General features: G+C 64.7%; 9 protein-coding genes. 2 read left to right on the top strand and 7 right to left on the bottom strand.

Features of this window, described 5'->3' with window-relative positions; translation table 11 throughout:
- Positions 1 to 137: 137 nt before the first annotated feature.
- The 7 genes from NKH35_RS26705 to hutI all read right to left on the bottom strand — a co-directional run bounded on the left by NKH35_RS26705 (position 138) and on the right by hutI (position 17,022).
- Positions 138 to 1,910, bottom strand: a complete 1,773-nt coding sequence (locus NKH35_RS26705; protein ID WP_023672897.1) for a glucan ABC transporter ATP-binding protein/ permease — start codon at positions 1,908 to 1,910, stop codon at positions 138 to 140.
- Between the two features lie 344 nt (positions 1,911 to 2,254).
- The gene (locus tag NKH35_RS26700) at positions 2,255 to 10,834 is read right to left on the bottom strand and encodes a glycoside hydrolase family 94 protein (protein WP_352916936.1); all 8,580 of its coding nucleotides are present in this window, start codon (positions 10,832 to 10,834) and stop codon (positions 2,255 to 2,257) included.
- A gap of 313 nt (positions 10,835 to 11,147) precedes the next feature.
- A complete protein-coding gene (locus NKH35_RS26695) occupies positions 11,148 to 11,726 on the bottom strand; it encodes a HutD/Ves family protein (protein WP_352916956.1) in 579 nt (192 codons plus the stop codon).
- 12 nt (positions 11,727 to 11,738) lie between these two features.
- Positions 11,739 to 13,409: a urocanate hydratase gene (gene hutU / locus NKH35_RS26690; RefSeq protein WP_502907001.1), complete on the bottom strand. Its 1,671-nt coding sequence runs from the start codon at positions 13,407 to 13,409 to the stop codon at positions 11,739 to 11,741.
- A gap of 28 nt (positions 13,410 to 13,437) precedes the next feature.
- A complete protein-coding gene (hutG, locus tag NKH35_RS26685) occupies positions 13,438 to 14,250 on the bottom strand; it encodes an N-formylglutamate deformylase (protein WP_023682914.1) in 813 nt (270 codons plus the stop codon).
- 1 nt (position 14,251) lies between these two features.
- Positions 14,252 to 15,790, bottom strand: coding sequence for a histidine ammonia-lyase (hutH, locus tag NKH35_RS26680; RefSeq protein WP_023724865.1), 1,539 nt, complete (start codon positions 15,788 to 15,790; stop codon positions 14,252 to 14,254).
- Positions 15,787 to 17,022 (bottom strand): imidazolonepropionase, encoded by a 1,236-nt coding sequence (hutI, locus tag NKH35_RS26675; RefSeq protein WP_352916931.1) that lies wholly within the window; start codon positions 17,020 to 17,022, stop codon positions 15,787 to 15,789. The genes hutH and hutI overlap by 4 nt, the downstream gene beginning before the upstream one ends.
- A gap of 90 nt (positions 17,023 to 17,112) precedes the next feature.
- On the opposite strand from hutI, the gene NKH35_RS26670 reads away from it, so the two are divergent.
- Both NKH35_RS26670 and hutC read left to right on the top strand, forming a co-directional pair.
- Complete coding sequence (locus tag NKH35_RS26670; RefSeq protein ID WP_352916929.1) at positions 17,113 to 18,465, top strand: formimidoylglutamate deiminase; 1,353 nt, start codon at positions 17,113 to 17,115, stop codon at positions 18,463 to 18,465.
- Complete coding sequence (gene hutC, locus NKH35_RS26665) at positions 18,462 to 19,202, top strand: histidine utilization transcriptional repressor HutC (protein ID WP_352916927.1); 741 nt, start codon at positions 18,462 to 18,464, stop codon at positions 19,200 to 19,202. Before NKH35_RS26670 ends, hutC begins: the two co-directional genes overlap by 4 nt.
- Positions 19,203 to 19,291: the final 89 nt, after the last annotated feature.

The following is a 19,291-nucleotide window of genomic DNA, read 5'->3' as shown; positions in this document are numbered from 1 at the left end:
CGAGGGAGTGTCGCAGTCTTATTTACCCTCCCCCTCGTGGGGAGGGTCGCTGCGAAGCAGCGGGGTGGGGGTGGTGGGGCACTACCCCCACCCGGACCCTACGGGTCCGACCTCCCCACAAGGGGGAGGTAAAAAAGCTACGCCGCTTCGATATTCACGGTGCGGCTGAGGCGGCGGACTTCCTCGTCGTTGAGCAGGCCGCCGGCGCGCAGCAGGCTGGCGAAACGGCCATTGCGCAGCGACAGTTCGGCGAAGCCGCCCATCTCGACCACCTTGCCCTTGTCCATGAACACGACCAGGTCGGCGTCGCGGACGGTGGTCAGGCGGTGGGCTATGATGAAGGTGGTGCGGTTGCGCCTCAGTTCGTCGATGGCTTCCTTGACGCGGTCCTCGGTCTCGACATCGAGCGCGCTCGTTGCCTCGTCGAGCACCAGGATCGGTGCGTCCTTGAGCACGGCGCGGGCAATGGCGATGCGCTGACGCTCGCCGCCTGAAAGCTGGCCGCCGCGCTCGCCGACGACGGTGTCATAGCCGGCGCTCTTGGCAAGGATGAAATCCTGCGCGGCAGCCGCATTGGCGGCGGCGTGAACCTCGTCATAAGTCGCCTCGGCACGACCGACGCGGATGTTGTCCTCGATCGAGCGGTTGAGCAGGCCGGCATCCTGGAAGACGGTGGCGATCGAATGACGCAGCGACTTGCGGGTCACCGTGCGGGTGTCGATGCCGTCGATCAGGATACGGCCATGAGACGGCGAGAAGACGCGCTGCAAGAGGTTGATCAGCGTCGTCTTGCCGGCGCCGGTCGGGCCGACGATGGCAACCGTCTGCCCGGCCTGGACTTCGAAGGAGACGTCGTCGACGCCCTGCCTCGAATTGGCAAACTCGAAGCCGACATTCTCGAAGCGGACGTGGCCGGTGACGTTGGTGAGGTCGCGCAAGCCGTCCGGCTCGGCGGAGTCGGCGGCCGAATCCTCGAGGTGATAGAAGTCCTCGAGCTTGGCGCGGGCTTCCGAAATCTGGTTGGCGAAAGCCGACATCTGGTCGAGGCGGGCAATCAGCAGCGTGGCAAAGCCGGTGAAGGCGATAACGTCGCCGATCTTGAGCTGGCCATGGGTGACGAGATAGGCGCCGATCAAAAGCACAACCATCATCGAAATGGTCGACGACAGGCGGTGCAGCGCATTGGCCATCGCCCACCAGTCGAGCACCGGGTTCTGGGCGTCGAGCAGGTTCTTGACATAGCGGCGCAGCGTATCGGCCTCGTGGCCGAGACGGTTGTAGCTCTGCAGCACGGCGACGTTGCTGACCGAGTCGGTCACATGCGCGAACACCTGATGATAGTGGCGCTCGACGGCGGCCTGGCCTGCCTTGGTGCGCTTCATCACAAGCCGGCCGATGCCGACATAGAGAACGCCCAGCGCCATCAGCACCAGCGACATGCGCAGATCCATGCTTATCGCGGTCGGAATCAGCAGAGCCAGCGCAACCGCCGTCGACAGATGCTGGCGCATGAATTCAAGCCACAGGCTGAACAGCGTCTCGACGGCGCGCAACAGCGTGTGCAGCGCGTTGGAGGTGCCGCGCTGGTGGTGCCAGGCGAGCGGCATGGTGATCACGCGCTCGAACGACTGGCACAGCACCTCGCTGCGCCGCTTGTGGGCAAAACGGTCGGCGCCGCGCGCCACCAGCACGAAGGCGACGATGTTAAAGGCGCCGAGACCGGCCCACAGCGCCAGGGTCGAAAACACCGAACCCTTATCGGAGATGGCGTCGATCACCCGGCCGAACATGATCGGCTCGAGGATGGCGATAATGGCGAGCGCGACATTCGCACCGCAGATAAACGCAACGCGCTTCCTGTCGGCTGCGAGATAACCCAGCGCTCTCCAGTAGATTTGCAGAAGTGACACTTCAGCTACTCCGCCCAAAACATTATTGTGCACCGCACCATTTCTTGACACGTACCGGTTAACGGGTCGCAAAACAATGCCCGTCTACCTCTTCCGTTCCCATTCTGCGAACAAAAGATGACGACGTTGCGAAATCTGCCGTGATCACCTAACGGTTTGAGATAAAAGGTGAAATGTCAGTCTTGCGGCAAAATCATGGCAGCATCTGGCGCTGCCACATTTTTAGTCACTGCACGCTTGGCCCGCCGGTATCCGGGAAGGCACGCCGTACTGCGCCACGAGCATGCCCAAGTAGAAAACGCGCGCCTCTAAAGGCGCGCGTCAACAATCTGAAGCCCTTGATTTTACGCGGGTATCTTGACGACCACCTCGGTCTTGTCGCCGGCCTTCGGCTGAAAACCGGAAGACTTTGTCTTGGTTCCATTGACTTCGAGCGAGATGGATTTGGCCTTTTTGTCGCGGATGACGCGAACCTTGACCTCCGCCCCCAGCATCTTCAGCGTTGCAGAATAGCCGTCCCAATGGCTGGGCAGTTTCGGCCGGAACGTGATCTGCTTGCCCCGCCGCTCAATGCCCAGAATGCCTTCGACCGCAGCACGGTAGAGCCATCCCGCTGAGCCCGTATACCAGGTCCAGCCGCCGCGACCGCCCTTGTCCTCACCGGAATAGATGTCGGCGGCGACGACGTACGGCTCGACGCGATAATGCTCGGCCGATGCATCGTCGAGCGCATGGTTGACCGGGTTCAGCATCGAGAAGCAGCGATAGGCATCGTCGGTGCGGCCCATTTCGGCGAGCGCGATCACGAACCAGGTCGCCGCATGGGTGTACTGGCCGCCGTTCTCGCGCACGCCCGGCGGATAACTCTTGATGTAACCAGGGTCCTTTCTCGTGTTCTGGAAGGCCGGGGTAAACAGTTTGACGATCTTGAGCTTGTCGTCGACCAGCAGGTTCGTCGCCTGCTGCATCGCCGTGGTCGAGCGCGCGGGGTCGCCCTCGCCGGAGAGCACGCTCCACGACTGCGCGATGGAGTCGATCTTGCACTCGTCCGAATTGTGCGAGCCAAGCGGCGTGCCGTCATCGTAGCTGCCGCGGCGATACCACTGGCCGTCCCAGGCGGTGCTTTCCAGCGCCCGCTTCAGCACATCGGCGTGTTTTGTCCAGGCCTGCGCCCGCTTGGTGTCGCCCTGCCCCTTGGCCACGGTGGTAAAGTCGCCCAGCGTCTTCAAAAGGAACCAGCCGAGCCAGACACTCTCCCCCTTGCCGGCTTCGCCGACGCGGTTCATGCCGTCGTTCCAGTCGCCGCCGAGGATCAGCGGCAGCCCGGCCGGGCTGCTGCGCTTGACCGCAAGGTCGAGCGCGCGCGCGCAATGGTCGTAGAGCGAAGCGTTCGTCTTGGAGATTTCCGGCGTGAAGAAGGCGTCGTGCTCGCCCTCGCCCAGCACCTGCCCGTCGATGAAAGGCAGCTGCTCCTTCAGGATCCCTGTATCGCCGGTCACCTCGATGTAGCGATTGGTGGCATGCGCCAGCCAGACCACATCGTCGGAGATCATGGTGCGCACGCCGGCGTCGGTGCGCGGCAACCACCAATGCTGGACATCGCCTTCGGGGAACTGCCGGCGCGCCGCATTGAGGATCTGGTCGCGCGCCAGTTTCGGATCATGCGCAAGCAGGGCCAGCGTGTCCTGCAGCTGGTCGCGGAAGCCGAAGGCGCCGCTTGCCTGATAAAAGGCCGAGCGGGCGCGGATGCGGCAGGCCAGGCTCTGATAGGGCAGCCAGTGATTGACCATGGCGTCGAGCGCCTTGTCGGGCGTCTCGACCTGGATGGTGTCGAGGAAGCCGCGCCAGACGCGTTCATTGTCGGCCAGCCGCTGGTCGAAATCCTTGCCCGAATGGGTCTGCACCAAAGCGCTCGCCTCGGCTGATGTGGCGGCGTCGCCAAGCAGCCAGACCAGCGTGACGTCGCCGCCGGCGGGGATGTCGACATCGCTGGCGACAGCTGCGCACGGATCGTCGCCGGCCTCGACGCGGCCCGACAGGCCGGCTCCGCTGACGACGGCGTGCGGGAAGGCGCTGGTGCCATGCCTGCCGATGAACTCGCCGCGATCGGCTGTCACCGAATGCACCGGACCGGTGGCGGCCAGGAAGGCCACCCGGTCGCCGAAATCGAGACCGTAGGGGTTTTGCGCCAGAAGCGCGCCAGCCGCTGGATCCCTGGACGGGATGATGGTCGCAGCCGTGCTCGAGCGATGGCTGCCGAGAACCCATTCGGCATAGGCATAGACGCGCAGCCGCGCCGGCGCCGAGCCTGAGTTCTGGATGCGCAGCCGCGTGATCTTCACTGGATCGACGGGATCGACGACGTGCGTCAGATCCATCGACAGCGGGCCGCGTTTGGACCGGAAGGTGGAGAAGCCCTGGCCGTGCCATGTCTCATAGGTCATCGAGGGATCGCGGACCACGGCAGCCAGCGGCGAGAATGCCTTGCCGCTGGCCTGATCGTAGATGTAGATGCCCTCGCCCGGCCGGTTGGTGACCGGATCATTCGACCATGGCGTCAGCTGGTAATCGCGGCTGTTGCGGCTCCAGGTGAAGGCAGCGCCTTCGGCCGAGACATGGAATCCGAACGAGGCGTTCGAGACGACGTTGATCCAGGGCTGCGGCGTCGAGCGCCGCCCGGCAAGGCGGGTGACATAGTGGCGGCCGTCGCCCTCGAAACCGCCAAAGCCGTTCCATTGGCTGAGGCCGCTGCCGTCGGCGCTGCTGTCGGACGCGGCATGGTATGCAGGCGCCGCCGGCACCGGCAGAGACGGCTCGCGCAGCGACGCGGGGGGCGCCGGCTGCAGGGCATCGCGTGCTTGCAAGGCTGCCGCCTCGGCGCGTTCGATCTGGTCGAAGATGGTGCCGTTGCGGGTGTGCAGAACCACGCGGGCAACCGCCAGCAGCGTCTTGTACGTCGCCTCGTCCATCAGGTCGCGGCGCACGGCGAAGATGTGCTGGCGCGGCCCGAGTTCCTTGCCGCGCAGGCGGCTGTTTTCGCACAGCGTTTCGACCGCGCGCTGCAGGTCCTGGACATAGGACGATGCCTGCTCGTTGACGACCACGAAGTCGATCATCATGCCGCGGGCGCGCATATACTCCTGGAAGCGCAGCGCCTGGGCGACAATTTCGAGGTCGGCCACGTCGCCGATGCGGACTAAGAAGATCGGGAAATCGCCCGAAATGCTGGTCGGCCACAGGCTGGACTGCTTGCCCAGCCCCGAAGCGATGGATTCGCCGGGCAGGCGCAGGAACGGATCGGGATAGATCAGGAAGCGCGCCAGCTTCTGCACGTTGGCGGCGTCGGTCAGGCTGAGACCAAGATGGCGGGTCTGCACCTGCGAACGCGTCCAGGCAAGCATCGCCTGGCGGGCAAAACTTTCGGGATGGTCGAGCCTGGCGATGGCCTCGTCCAGTTCGGCGCGGTTCGCGCCGACGGCGGTCCAGAAGGTCAGCGATATCTTCTTGTTGGCCGGCACCCGCACCTGGCGGCGCAGGGCCGCTACCGGATCGAGGGTGAAGCCGTGGTGACCGCCAAGCTTGGCGCCGGGATCGAAGGCCGCCGCTTCCGCGATGGTACGGCCACGGCCGATGAAGGCACGGCGGTCGGTTTCGGCCTCGGCATCGCGCGCCGACCCGGACGGATCGGTGACGAAATGCACCATGGTGACGTCAGGCTCGTTCTTCTCGCGCTTGCGCCTGGTGGCAAAGATGGCGCCGTTGTTGGCAGCGATCTCGGTCTCGATAAACATTTTCGAGAACGCAGGATGGGCATTGTCGGAGGCTTCGTTGCCCAGCACCAGCTCGGCAAAGGAGGTCACCTCGATATGCCGGTCAGTGGCGCCGTCATTGTAGAGCGTGACGCGCCGTCCCTCGCCATTGCCTTCCGAGATGACGATGCATTCGACCTCCGAACGCAGCGAGCCCACTGTTTTGACGAAGCTCGCCTTGTCATCGGAAAACAGCGTCTGCACTCTCTCGCCGGTCGCCTGCTTCGGCTCTGCGGTGGCCGACCACCAGTCGCCGCTGCCGGCGTCGCGCAGGAAGATGTAGGAGCCGAGCCGGTCTTCGGTCGGATCGGGCTGCCAACGGGTGACGGCGAGTTCGCCCCAGCGGCTGTAACCGGAACCGGTGGCCGAGACCATGACGGAGTAGCGGCCATTGGACATGACGCTGGTGGCGCGCAACGCCCTCAGCGGGTCGAGGACGATGCGCGAATCCGGGCTCTCGGCCTCGGTCTCGTCCTTCGAGCGTTCGTCGGCTTCGGTCCTGACGGTGGCGGTCGGGATATCGCGCGGCGCCCTCTCCTGCAGCAGGAGTTCGGCAGACTCGATCACCGGATCGCTGTGGAAGCGGTCGCGTAGCCGGCCCTCGAAGATGGCGTCGGCAACGGCGGCGATCGACATGCCGGAGTGGTGCGCCATGTAGTTCAGGACAACGGCATGGTCGGTGCCTTCCGGCACGCGCTGCGGCGTGAAGTCGACGGCGTCGTAAAAGCCATGCCGGCCGAGAGCGCCGATGGAGCGCAGCCTGGCCAGATTCTGGACGGATTCGCGCGGTGTGAACTGCGCCGCGAGGATCGTGGCGTAAGGCGCGATCACCGTGTTCTGGCCAAGGCCGCGCTTGAGACCAAGTCCGGGCACGCCGAAATTGGTATACTGGTAGGTCAGTTCGCGGTCGCGGGCATTGTAGGCCGCTTCCGAAATGCCCCAGGGCACGTTCTTCGAACGCGCGTACTGGATCTGGCGCTTGATGATCAGCTTGCTGGTCTGGTTGAGGATCGACCCCTGCGGCTCCTTCATTACCAAAGGCGGCATCAGATACTCGAACATCGAGCCCGACCAGGACATCAGCGCACCCTGGAAGCCGATCTCGACGATCGGCCTTCCAAGCCGGAACCAATGCTCCGTCGGCAGGTCACCCTTGGCGATGGCGAACAGGCTGGTCAGCCGCGCCTCGGAGGCGAGCAGATCGTAGCAGCTCTCGTCGAGCTGGTGCTCCTCGACCCGGTAGCCGATCGAGAGCAGTTTGCGCTCCTGGCGCATAAGGAAAGAGAAATCCATCTCGAAGGCATAGCGGCGGCAGCGTTCGCGCAGCGCCAGCAGCTTGGCGCGCAAGGCTTCGACGGCGTTTTCGTCGCTGTGGGAGTCATGCACATGCGCCTCGCAGGTCGCTTCCAGCCGTGCCGCCCAGTCGGCGATAATGTCGCTGCGCTGCGATCCGGCCTCGGTGTGGATGGCGGTGGCGAGCTTGCGGATCTCGCCGGCAAGCACGGCCAGGTTGATGGTGCGGATCGAGGCCATTTCCGGCTGCGCCTTGATGGTCATGACGGCGCGCCGCATGCCGTCGAGGCGGTCGGCCAGACGCTGGCGCAACGGCCGCAGTTGCCGGCGGTCGTCAGGCAATTCCTCGAGGCTCTCGTCGAGGATGCTCACCGTGTCGAGGACGCCTTCGAAATCGCCCTGCAGGTGAACGGACGGGGCTTCCGCCCATTCGGCGCAGGCAGCCGCCACCGCGACCAGATGTCCGGCGAGATTGCCGCTGTCGACGGCCGAGATGTAAAGCGGATAGAGCGGCTTGAGCGTCGTCGTGTCGTACCAGTTGAAGAGGTGGCCGCGGTTGCGCGGCATGCTCTCGATGGTCGTCATCGTGGCGTCGATGCGAGTGATGGCGTCGGAGAGCGCAATCCAGCCGAAATCGCGTGCCGACACCACCGACAGCAGGTAGACGCCGATATTGGTCGGCGACGTCCGCGGCGCCACAACCGGCGCCGGGCTTTCCTGGAAATTGTCGGGCGGCAGATTGTGGTGCTCGGCCGTGACGAAGGTTTCGAAATAATGCCAGGTGCGGCGCGCCACGGTGCGCAGCGCGTGGATGTCGGCCTGCGATATGCGCAGGCGGTCCTCGGTCTCGGCCGAGCGGCTGATCCAGCAGGCAACCGCCGGCGAACCGATCCAGAACAGAGCGAAGAAGAAGGCGACGAAGGCACCGGTGGAATCGGCCAACACGGGGATAGCGAGACCGACGACGCCGATGATCACGGCGCCATACATCATGCTGTAATAGGAGCCGATATCGTTGTCGCCGCCCTTGTGCGCCTGCGACGCGGTGCGCCATTCCAGCAGGTTCTGGCGGCTGACGAACAGGCGGTAGAGCGTGCGCACGATGGCGTCGCCCATCATCCAGGCATTGTGCGCCATCAACAGAACTTTCAGCGCCACAAGGGCCGTGCCGAAGACGGTGTCGTGCGCCAGCGCGGAGAAATGGCCGCGCGGCGTCTGGTCGCCGCTCTTGGGCAGGATGGCGTTGACGACATCGAAGGTCGGCGCCATGAACAGCGACAGGATCAGCAGCGCCTGCCACTGCGCGGCCTGCGTGAAGGGCAGCAGCGTCCAACCGGCGATCGCCGCCATCACCCAGAAGATCGGGGTGAGCGAGCGGCGCAGATTGTCGACCATCTTCCAGCGCGACAGCGCCGGCACGCCGGAACGCGGCGAGAAGATGAAGCGCAGCAGCTGCCAGTCGCCGCGCGCCCAGCGGTGGTGGCGCGAGGCGTCGACTGAGTAGCGGGTAGGATAGTCCTCGACCAATTCGACATCGGTGACAAGTGCTGCGCGCGCCAGCGCACCTTCGAGCAGATCGTGGCTGAGGACGGTGTTTTCCTCGATGCGGCCCTGCAGCGCCGCCTCGAAAGCGTCGACGTGATAAAGGCCCTTGCCGGTGAAGGAGCCGTCGCTGAAGACGTCCTGGTAGAGGTCCGAAACGGCAAAGACGTAAGGATCGAGACCGCTGTTGGACGAGAAGACGCGCTGGAAGAAGGAAGCGTCGTCGCCGCTGGTGAGCGAGGCTGTGATGCGCGGCTGCAGGATGGTGTAGCCGGCGGTGACGACGCGCTTTGTCGCGTCGAAATGCGGGCGGTTGAGCGGATGGGCGAGCTTGCCAACCAGTGACGACACGGCGTCGCGCGTGGTGCGCGTGTCGGCGTCGAGCGTCATGACATAGACGACCTTTTCCGGCAGCGGCACGTCGAGCGGCAGGAAGGTGGTGTCGCTGTCGCCGCGCAAGAGAAGGTTCAGCTCATGCAGCTTGCCGCGCTTGCGCTCCCAGCCCATCCAGGCGCCCTGCGCCTGGTTGTAGAGCCGGCGGCGATGCAGGATATAGAAACGCGGCGCGCCTTCCGAGGGATAACGGGCATTGAGCCTGGCGATCTCGTCGCGCGCATATTGCAGGATCTCGATGTCGGCGGCGTCGATCTCGGTCTTGGAATCCGGCCAGTCGGACAGCAGCGCGAAATGGATTTCTTCGGCCGTGTTGGCGAGGTGATGCACCTCGATGTTGCGGATGTTTTCCTCGACATCATCGCGCGAGCCGATCAGCGACGGCACCACGACCAAGGTCCGTGATGCCGCTGGAATGCCGTGCTTGTAATCATAGCCGACGAGCCGCGTCGGCTTCAGGAACAGTGAAACAACGGTGTTGAAGAAGGCGAGCGCGCCTTCGCTGGCAGGCACCGCAAACAGCGCCAGCATCAGCGTGATGGATTCCACCGACAGGCCGAGATGGGCAAGCGCATTGCCGGAGACAACCAGCAGTAGCACCGTCAGCAGGAAGACCGGCACAACGATGCCGAGCCAGCCCGTGGCGGTGAAGGCGCGCTTGAAGGTCACATGGAAGGGCGGCCGATAGCCGATCGCCTTTTCCAGATCCGGCCGGCGCGGGCCGACCAGGAAGAAGCCGACATCGGTATGCATGGCCGGATCGGCTGATGCATCCGGCACGCCGGAGGCATCGGTGACCCCGGGAACATGGCTGGCCAGCTCGATGGCCTTTTCGGCGACACGGAATTCGGACAGGTCGGAACGGCGCGCCAGTTGCTCGATCGACGTGCGGTACTGGTCGCGCGAAAAGAAATCGAGCGCGGCGAAATCGGTGCGCTCGCGCAACAGCGTGTCGATGCGGCTGACGCCCTCGAACCACACCGTCCAGTCGACGTCGTTGATGAGGCGCAGGCCGCGGATGATGTTGCCGGTGGTGACATTGCCGCTGGACAGCGTGCGATGCTCGGAAATGATGATTTCCTCGGCGTCGGAGCCGGTTTTCTCGAGCTCGACCTCCAGCCATTCCAGCGCCCTGCCGGCATTCTGCGAGCCGTCGCGCAGGCGGTAGAGCAACTGGGTGGCGAAGGTGGTGTCCTGCGCATGCGCGCCGTAGCCCGACAGGATCTTCCGGCGGTCTGCATTGTCGTCGGTCGCCAGCACGCGGTCGGCGACCTCGTTGGCGATATGGCGCATCTGCCTGGTGCGGTCGACGCGCACGGCGATGCGGCGCAGATTCTCGATCAAAACGAAGCGCAGCAGCGACGGCAGCGCCCAGAGCTCGCCGATCTTGAGCGGCTCGACCGACTGAAAACCCTCGACGATGGATTTGAACATGGTCGCCGAAACCGAACTGTCGGAATGGGCGACATAGCTCCAGGCCAGGGCCAGCGCGCGCGGCACCGCGGCGCGATCGGCCACTTCCAGGGTCGGCAACTGCCGGTAGAAACGGCGCGGCAGGTCGCGCTTCACCTGAAAAATGGTCTCCTCGACGAGATAATTGTTGTCGAGCAGCCATTGCGCGGCAGGCGTGATGGTTTCGCCCTTGGCCTGGGCGGCATTGGTCGAGCGGTAGACTTCGAGGATTTTCTTGGCGCTGTCGCGGATGCGGGCCTGGAAATCGAACGGCGTCAGGCCGAACAGGTCCTTGATGTCGCCCTTGGCAAGGCTTTCGCCCAGCGCGCGCAGCCGCTCTTCGGGCAGGAAATTGGAGCGTATCGGCTCTTCGGTGATGACCGGGAAGCCGGCGCTGGACTTTTCGATATGGGCAGGATTTGTCTGGATATTCATTGAAAATTCCGCATGGGGGACGCGATGCGGCGCCACCGCCACGGCAATGTCCCTAAAACCGATTCAAATGCAATTGGTTGCATGATTACACTGGCCGAAAGTTTTGCTTCGCACCACGCCAGAGGCGTTATCCCTTCGACATTTTAAGTGGGGCTTTCGACAACTTAAGGACGAGCACCCCTGCCCTCCCGTCCGCCTTGGAACGACGGAAGGATTCGGGCTTTTTCGTGATCCAGACAACAGCTTACGCCAGATTTCTCCGGCGTGCGATCATGTTTGGCAACAGGCGTTAATCGTTGTGCTGGCGGTGCGGCTAGCCCAGGCTGGCTATCCGGACGACGAACACGATCGTCGGCCGCACCGGTTCAAGCCGCAGTTTCGCGGCCTGCGGTCCGAGCAACAGCGTGTCGCGAGGTCCGAGGCGCGACGATGTCGCGCCGGTCACGCCGACCTCACCGTCGAACGGCAGGATCAGGGTCATAGCGCTGGTCGGCCGGATATCGGTCGGAACCGAGATCACCAGGCGCTCGACCGTGTGCATGGCCCGCCCGCGGCGGGTCATGACGTTGAGGTCGGTGATCGGACCGGAGATCAGCGCCGCCGAGGTCGGCACATCGGCCGGGAAGGACAGCGGGGCGGAAGCCGCCGTCACTTCGGCCGGCCGCCGGCCAGCAATGTCGAGGACGATGCCCTCGCCTTCCAGCACGGCAAGCGTGCGGTCGACGCCGGCAAAGCCCGAGAACGGGCCACTGCCCTCGACTCGCGCCATCGAAACGCGCCAGTCGAAATCGTCCAGCCCGGCGCCGTCCGGCGAGACGGCGATCTCGGTGGTCGTGCCGCCGCCATTCTTCCACGGCATGACGCGGTAGTCGGCGGCCCGTAGGATGCGCATCATTTAAGCCAATCAGCCTAAAATACCGGGCAGATTGAGCTGGTGCTCCTTCGCGCACTCGATGGCGATGTCGTAACCGGCATCGGCGTGGCGCATGACGCCTGTCGCCGGATCGTTCCACAACACGCGCTGCAGGCGCCTTGCGGCGTCCGGCGTGCCGTCGGCGACGATGACCATGCCGGCATGCTGCGAGAAGCCCATGCCGACGCCACCGCCATGATGCAGCGACACCCAGGTTGCGCCCGACGCGGTGTTGAGCAACGCATTGAGCAGCGGCCAGTCGGAGACGGCGTCGGAGCCGTCCTTCATCGCTTCCGTCTCGCGGTTGGGCGAAGCCACCGAGCCGGAATCGAGGTGGTCGCGGCCGATGACGACGGGCGCCTTGAGTTCGCCCCTGGCCACCATCTCGTTGAAGGCGAGCCCCAGCCTGTGGCGGTCGCCGAGGCCGACCCAGCAGATGCGCGCCGGCAGGCCCTGAAAGGCGATGCGCTCACGTGCCATGTCCAGCCAGTTGTGCAGATGGGTGTTGCCGGGGGTGAGTTCGCGCACCTTGGCGTCCGTCTTGTAGATATCCTGGGGATCGCCCGAAAGAGCAGCCCAGCGGAACGGGCCGATGCCGCGGCAGAACAGCGGCCTTATATAGGCCGGCACGAAACCCGGGAAAGCAAAGGCGTTCTCGAAGCCTTCGTCCTTGGCGACCTGGCGGATGTTGTTGCCATAGTCGAGCGTCGGCACGCCGGCATTCCAGAACGCGACCATCGCCTCGACATGCTCGCGCATTGAGGCGCGGGCGGCCTTCTCGACAGCCTTGGGATCGGAGACGCGCTTCTCGCGCCACTCAGCCATCGTCCAGCCCTTGGGCAGATAGCCGTTAATCGGGTCATGCGCCGAGGTCTGGTCGGTGACCATGTCGGGGCGGATGCCCCGCTTGAACATTTCCGGCACGATGTCGGCCGCATTGCCGAGCAGGCCGACCGACTTCGCCTCGCCGGCCTTGGTCCAGCGCTCGATCATTTCCATCGCTTCGTCGAGCGTCTCGGCCTTCTCGTCGACATAGCGGGTGCGCAGCCGGAAATCGATCGAGTCCGGATTGCATTCGATGGCGAGGCAGCAGGCGCCGGCCATGACGGCGGCAAGCGGCTGGGCGCCGCCCATGCCGCCGAGGCCGCCGGTCAGGATCCATTTGCCCGTAAGGTTGCCATTGTAGTGCTGGCGGCCGGCCTCGACGAAGGTCTCGTAGGTGCCCTGCACGATGCCTTGCGTGCCGATATAGATCCAGGAGCCGGCCGTCATCTGGCCGTACATCATCAGGCCTTTTTTATCGAGTTCGTTGAATTTGTCCCAGGTCGCCCAATGCGGCACGATGTTGGAGTTGGCGATCAGCACGCGCGGCGCATCGGTGTGCGTCCGGAAGACGCCGACCGGCTTGCCGGACTGGACCAGCAGCGTCTCGTCTTCATTGAGGGTCTTCAACGAGGCGACGATGCTGTCGAAATCGTTCCAGGTGCGCGCGGCCCGGCCGATGCCGCCATAGACGACGAGCTCATTGGGGTTTTCGGCGACATCGGGATCGAGGTTGTTCATCAGCATGCGCAGCGGCGCTTCGGTCGTCCAGTATTTGGCGTTGAGCTTGTCGCCGCGGGGCGCGCGCACTTCGCGGATGTTGTGGCGAGGATTGTTCATCATTGTCCCTTTGGAGTAAGGCGGCGTCTCAGCGCCCGGCCCAGTCAATGGCGGATTGGAGGATTTTCGTCAGTGTGGCGCGCATCGGCGCGGCGAACTCGGCATCATAAGGCACCGGCCAATTGTCCGGTTCGCCCTTGCCCTCGGGCTCGCGCAAATAGCCGCGATCGGCAAGTTCCATTTGCAGCGCATGGTAGCCGCCTTGCGGATTGCCGAAATAGCGGGTGATCCAGCCGCCCTTGAAACGACCGTTGATGACATTGCTTTCACCGCTTTCGGCCATGATCTGGCCAACCAGCGCCTGCAGCGTAGGATCCGCGGTCTGGCCGTCATTGGTGCCGAGATTGAACACCGGCAGCGTGCCATAGAACAGCCGCGGCAGCACCGAACGGATCGAGTGGCAATCGTAAATGACGACCTTCTCATGCAGGCCGCGCAGCCTGACGGCCTGGGCCGCCAGCATTTCATGGTAGGGCACGAAATACGCTATGCGGCGCTGGTCTATCTCCGACGGGGTCGGTTCCGCGCCGGGCAGATACAGCGGATCGCCGTCGAAGGTCTCGGTCGGGCATAGCGTCGTTGTCGTCTGCCCGGGATAGAGCGAGGCGCCGGAGGGATCGCGGTTGACGTCGATGACGGTGCGCGAGATCGACGTGTGCACGACAGTCGCGCCAAGGCCGGCGGCAAAATCGTAGAGATTGTCGATCCACCAGTCGCAATCGCGGCGGCCGAGCCAGGGCGAGACCAGCCGATTGTCGATGCCGGCGAGATCGATACCCGTGTGCGGGATGGACACCAACAGGGGTGCCGTGCCTTCCGTCACTGTCAGCCAGTCGGTCATGTCAGACTCCCGAAATCGAAGGCAGTGTCACCGCGCCGGCAGCCTTGATGGCAGCGCCGCTGCGCACCATGGCGATGGCCTTTTCCATATCGGGATGGAAATGTCGGTCGTTGTCGAGATGCGGCACTTCTGCGCGGACCAGTTTGCGCACGGCTTCAAGGGCCGCGCTCGACGCCAGCGGTGCATGGAAATCGCAGCCCTGCGCGGCGGCCAGGAGTTCGATGCCGATGACGGCTGTCGCATTCTCGACCATGCCGATCAGCCGGCGAGCGCCGTGTGCGGCCATCGATACATGGTCTTCCTGGTTGGCCGAGGTCGGGATGGAATCGACACTTGCCGGATAGGCCTTCTGCTTGTTTTCGGAAACGAGTGCCGCCGCCGTCACCTGCGGGATCATGAAGCCGGAGTTCAGGCCGGGCTTCGGCGTCAGGAAGGCCGGCATGCCGGACAGCGCGGGGTCTACCAGCATGGCGATGCGGCGCTCCGACAGCGAGCCGATCTCGCAGACGGCAAGCGCGATCATGTCGGCAGCGAAAGCCACCGGCTCGGCGTGGAAATTGCCGCCGGAGAGCGCTGTGTCGTCCTCGGCGAAAATCAGCGGATTGTCAGTGACGCCATTGGCCTCGGTGCCAAGCGTGTCGGCGGCCTGACGCAGCACACTGAGCGCGGCGCCCATCACCTGCGGCTGGCAGCGCAGGCAGTACGGATCCTGCACGCGCTCGTCGCCGACGCGGTGCGATTCACGAATGGCGCTGCCGGCCATCAGGTTGCGCAGCGCTTCCGCCGTCTCGATCTGGCCCGGGTGTTTTCTGAGGAGATGGATGCGCGGATCGAAGGGCGCGTCCGAACCCTTGGCGGCGTCGGTCGACAGCGCGCCGGCGACCAGCGCCGACTGGTAAAGCACTTCGGCCTCGAAGAGAGCGGCCAACGCATAGGCGGTGGAGAACTGCGTGCCGTTGAGCAGCGCCAGGCCTTCCTTGGCGCCAAGCGTCACCGGCTCCAGGCCGTGCGAGACGAAAGCGACCTTGGCCGGGAAGCGGCCATGCGGGGTAAAGCATTCGCCAACGCCGATCATCACTGCCGTCATGTGCGACAGCGGCGCGAGATCGCCGGAGGCGCCAACCGAGCCTTGCGCCGGCACGACGGGGATGACGTCGTTGGCCAGCATCGCTTCCAGCAACTCGATCGTTTGCGGCCGCACGCCCGACGCGCCCTGCGCCAGGCTGGCGAGCTTCAGCGCCATCATCAACCGAACCACAGCGACCGGCATCGGCTCGCCGACGCCGGCGGCATGCGACAAAACGATGTTGCGCTGCAAGGCCTCTAGATCCTCGGCCGGAATGCGGACGCTGGCCAGTTTGCCGAAGCCGGTATTGATACCATAGACCGGCTCGCCCTTGGCGACGATGCGGGCAACTGCCTCGGCGCTGGCCTTGATTTTTGGCCGGCAGGAGGCGTCGAGCTTCGGCACGGCGCCGCGATAGATAGCGCGCCAGTCGGCCAGCGTCGCATTGCCGGGCTTCAGGTTAAGTTCGGTCATTGTCCTCTCCAGATGCGGGCATGGAGCGGGTTGAAGCCCATGCGGTAGACGAGTTCGGCCGGACGCTCGATGTCCCAGATCGCCAGGTCGGCCGATTTTCCTGCCTCCAGCGTGCCGGTCTGGCCGAGCAATCCCAGCGCGCGGGCAGCCTCGCGAGTGGTGCCGGCCAGGCATTCCTCGACGGTCAGGCCGAAAAGCGTCGCGGCCATGTTCATGGTCAGCAACAGCGAGGTCAGCGGCGACGTCCCGGGATTGTTGTCGGTGGCGACCGCCATCTTGACGCCGTGCTGGCGAAACAGGCCGATCGGCGGCTTCCTGGTTTCGCGGATGAAATAGTAGGCGCCGGGTAGGATCGTCGCCACAGTGCCGGCCTTGGCCATGGCTGCGGCGCCGGCCTCGTCGGTGTATTCGAGATGGTCTGCCGACAGCGCACCATAACGGGCGGCGAGTTCGGCGCCATGCAAATTGGACAGCTGGTCGGCATGGAGTTTGACCGGCAGGCCAAGCGCCTTGGCCTTGTCGAAGACGCGGGCAATCTGTTCCGGCGAAAAGGCAATGCCCTCGCAAAAGCCGTCTACGGCGTCAGCCAGGCCCTCGGCGGCGATTGCGGGGAGGATGGTGTTGGCGACGAGATCGACAAAAGCGTCCTTGTCGCCTTTTGCTTCCGGCGGCAGCGCATGCGCGCCGAGGAAGGTGGTGCGGACCGTGACCGGGCGTTGCTTGTCCAGTTGCCGCGCGGCGCGAAGCGACTTCCGTTCATTTCCGAGATCGAGCCCGTAACCCGACTTTACCTCTACCGTGGTGACGCCCTCGGCCATCAGCGCGTCAAGGCGCGGGAGAGTCTGCGCAACCAGTTCGTCTTCGCTCGCGGCACGCAGGGATTTGACCGAGGAGACGATGCCGCCGCCGGCACGGGCGACTTCCTCATAGCTGGCGCCGGCCAGCTGCATCTCGAACTCGTTGGCACGGTTGCCGGCATGGATGAGATGGGTGTGGCAGTCGATCAGGCCGGGCGTAATCCAGCGGCCTTCGCAATCAGTAGTCTCGCCGCCCTGAGCCAACGCTGACGGCATGTCGGCTTCCGGACCGGCATAGACGATGAGACCGTCGCGGGCGGCAATCGCGCCCTTGTCGACAATGCCCAGTCCGGCGTCGCCTTCGGCCATGGTTGCCAGGCGCGCATTGCGCCAAAGGTGAAGGCCCCCTGCCCGGCTTTTGTTCTGTGCCGCCATCATCTTTTTCCGTTTGATTGGATGGCGATTATGTATATACATATTGAAAAGCACTGCAAGTGCAATTGTTCAGGGAATGCGGAGAAAAACGTGACGGCGATCTTTGCGGAACAGGCGCTGCTGCCCAATGGCTGGCACGACAAGGTGCGGATTTCGTTGACCGATAGTCGCATCACGGCAGTCGAGCCGGGCTCTTCGCAGCAAGCCGACGACGAACGCCACGCCATTCTGGTGCCCGGCATGCCGAACCTGCACAGCCACGCCTTCCAGCGCGGCATGGCCGGGCTTGCCGAACTGCGCGGTCCCTCCGCCGACAGCTTCTGGAGCTGGCGCGAGGTGATGTACCGCTTCGCGCTGTCGATGACGCCGGACCAGGTCGAGGCGGTCGCCGCCCAGCTTTATGTCGAAATGCTGGAGGCCGGATTCTCGCGCGTCGGCGAATTTCATTATCTCCACCACGATCGCGACGGAAAACCCTATGCCAACCTTGCCGAGATGGCCGAACGTATTGCCGCGGCCGCCGGCGAAACCGGGATCGGCCTGACGCTGCTGCCGGTGTTTTATGCCCATTCCTCCTTCGGCGGCGCTGCGCCCAACGAAGGCCAGCGGCGATTCATCAACGATGTGAATCGGTTCGAACGCTTGCTTGAGAAAAGCCGCGAATCGGTTCGTGCGTTGAATCAGGCTGTCGTCGGCGTCGCCCCGCACAGCCTGCGCGCCGCGGCGCCGGAGGAACTCAGCGCTGTTGCCGCCATTGCGCCGGACGGACCGATCCACATCCATGTCGCCGAGCAGGTGAAGGAGGTCGAGGATTGCCTGGCGTGGTCGGGTGCGCGACCGGTCGAATGGCTGCTCGCCAATGCCGGGATCGACAAGCGTTGGTGCCTGATCCACGCCACCCACATGACCGAGGCTGAGACAACCGGCATGGCCAGAAGCGGCGCCATTGCCGGGCTTTGCCCGATCACCGAGGCCAATCTCGGCGACGGCACCTTTTCAGCACCTCTGTTCATCGAACATGGCGGCCGCTTCGGCGTCGGCTCGGATTCCAACGTGCTGATCGGCCTGCCGGATGAATTGCGCCAGCTCGAATATTCGCAGCGCCTCGCACACCGCGCCCGCAATGTGCTGGCGGTGGCCGGCGGCTCGACCGGGCGGGCTCTGTTCGACGCCGCCCTCGATGGCGGCAGCACCGCACTCGGCGCCGGCCCGTCGCGGATCGCCGCCGGCGCCGCGGCTGATTTCGTCTCCCTCGACGAAAACCATCCTTCGCTGGCCGGAAGAAGTGGCGATGCGATCCTCGACGCATGGATCTTTGCCAATGGCGGCAAGGTCGATTGCGTCTGGGTGCACGGAAAAAAACAAGTCAGCGGCGGCCGGCATGCAGTGCGTGAGACGATCGCCGAGCGCTTTCGCCATGTGATGACGGCGCTTTCGGCATGAGCATATCAGAGACAGCGGCGGTGGAAGGCGGCGGTTCGCTGCACCAGCGCATCCTGTCCGACATCAGCGAGAAAATAATGTCCGGCGCCTGGGCGCCGGGTCACCGCATCCCGTTCGAGCACGAGTTGACGGCCGAATACAATTGCTCGCGCATGACGGTGAACAAGGCGCTGTCGCAACTGGCCAAGGCCGGGCTGATAGAGCGCCGCCGCCGTTCGGGCAGCTTTGTCCGCCAGCCGCAGTCGCAGGCCGCGGTGCTGGAAATCCACGACATCAGGATCGAGGTCGAAGCGCTTGGGCTGGCCTATCGCTATGAGCGCATGGCGCGGCAGAAAAGGCGCAGCAGCGCCGAGGATCGCGCCTTGCTGGAATTGGACGCAGCCGGACAGGTGCTGGCGCTTGAATGCCGGCATTTTGCCGGCAAGCGGCCGTTCGCGCACGAACAGCGGCTGATCAATCTCGCCGCCGTCGCGGAAGCCGCCGAGGAGGAGTTTCTCGACATCGCCCCCGGCCCTTGGCTGATCGGCCGCGTGCCATGGAGTGAGGCCGAGCACCGCATCCGCGCGGTGGCGGCCGACAGGCATATCGCCGAAGCCCTCGACGTCGCAACCGGCGCACCGTGCCTGGTGGTCGAACGCCGGACCTGGAGCGCGGAGCACCCGGTGACGCAGGTGAGGTTCACTTATGCCGCGGAGAGCCACACGCTGGTGGCGCGGTTCAGGCGTTCGCAGGGGTGATTACCCTCCCCCGCGGGGGGTGGGTGGCGGAGCAACTGCCGCCAGGCGGCCCTGGTGACGCGGGGGGGGGGCGGGGCAGCCTCGCCGCG

Origin of the sequence: Mesorhizobium sp. M1143, from assembly GCF_040318435.1 — a bacterium.
Classification (GTDB): Bacteria; Pseudomonadota; Alphaproteobacteria; order Rhizobiales; family Rhizobiaceae; genus Mesorhizobium.
This window is presented reverse-complemented; position numbering and strand designations above follow the sequence as displayed.

Coding starts and splice junctions, on each gene's coding strand:
- NKH35_RS26695 (WP_352916956.1), bottom strand. CDS start 11,726: ATGCGCATCCTACGGGCCGCCGACTACCGCGTCATGCCGTGGAAGAAT.
- hutC (WP_352916927.1), top strand. CDS start 18,462: ATGAGCATATCAGAGACAGCGGCGGTGGAAGGCGGCGGTTCGCTGCAC.
- NKH35_RS26700 (WP_352916936.1), bottom strand. CDS start 10,834: ATGAATATCCAGACAAATCCTGCCCATATCGAAAAGTCCAGCGCCGGC.
- hutH (WP_023724865.1), bottom strand. CDS start 15,790: ATGACCGAACTTAACCTGAAGCCCGGCAATGCGACGCTGGCCGACTGG.
- hutI (WP_352916931.1), bottom strand. CDS start 17,022: ATGGCGGCACAGAACAAAAGCCGGGCAGGGGGCCTTCACCTTTGGCGC.
- hutU (WP_502907001.1), bottom strand. CDS start 13,409: ATGAACAATCCTCGCCACAACATCCGCGAAGTGCGCGCGCCCCGCGGC.
- hutG (WP_023682914.1), bottom strand. CDS start 14,250: ATGACCGACTGGCTGACAGTGACGGAAGGCACGGCACCCCTGTTGGTG.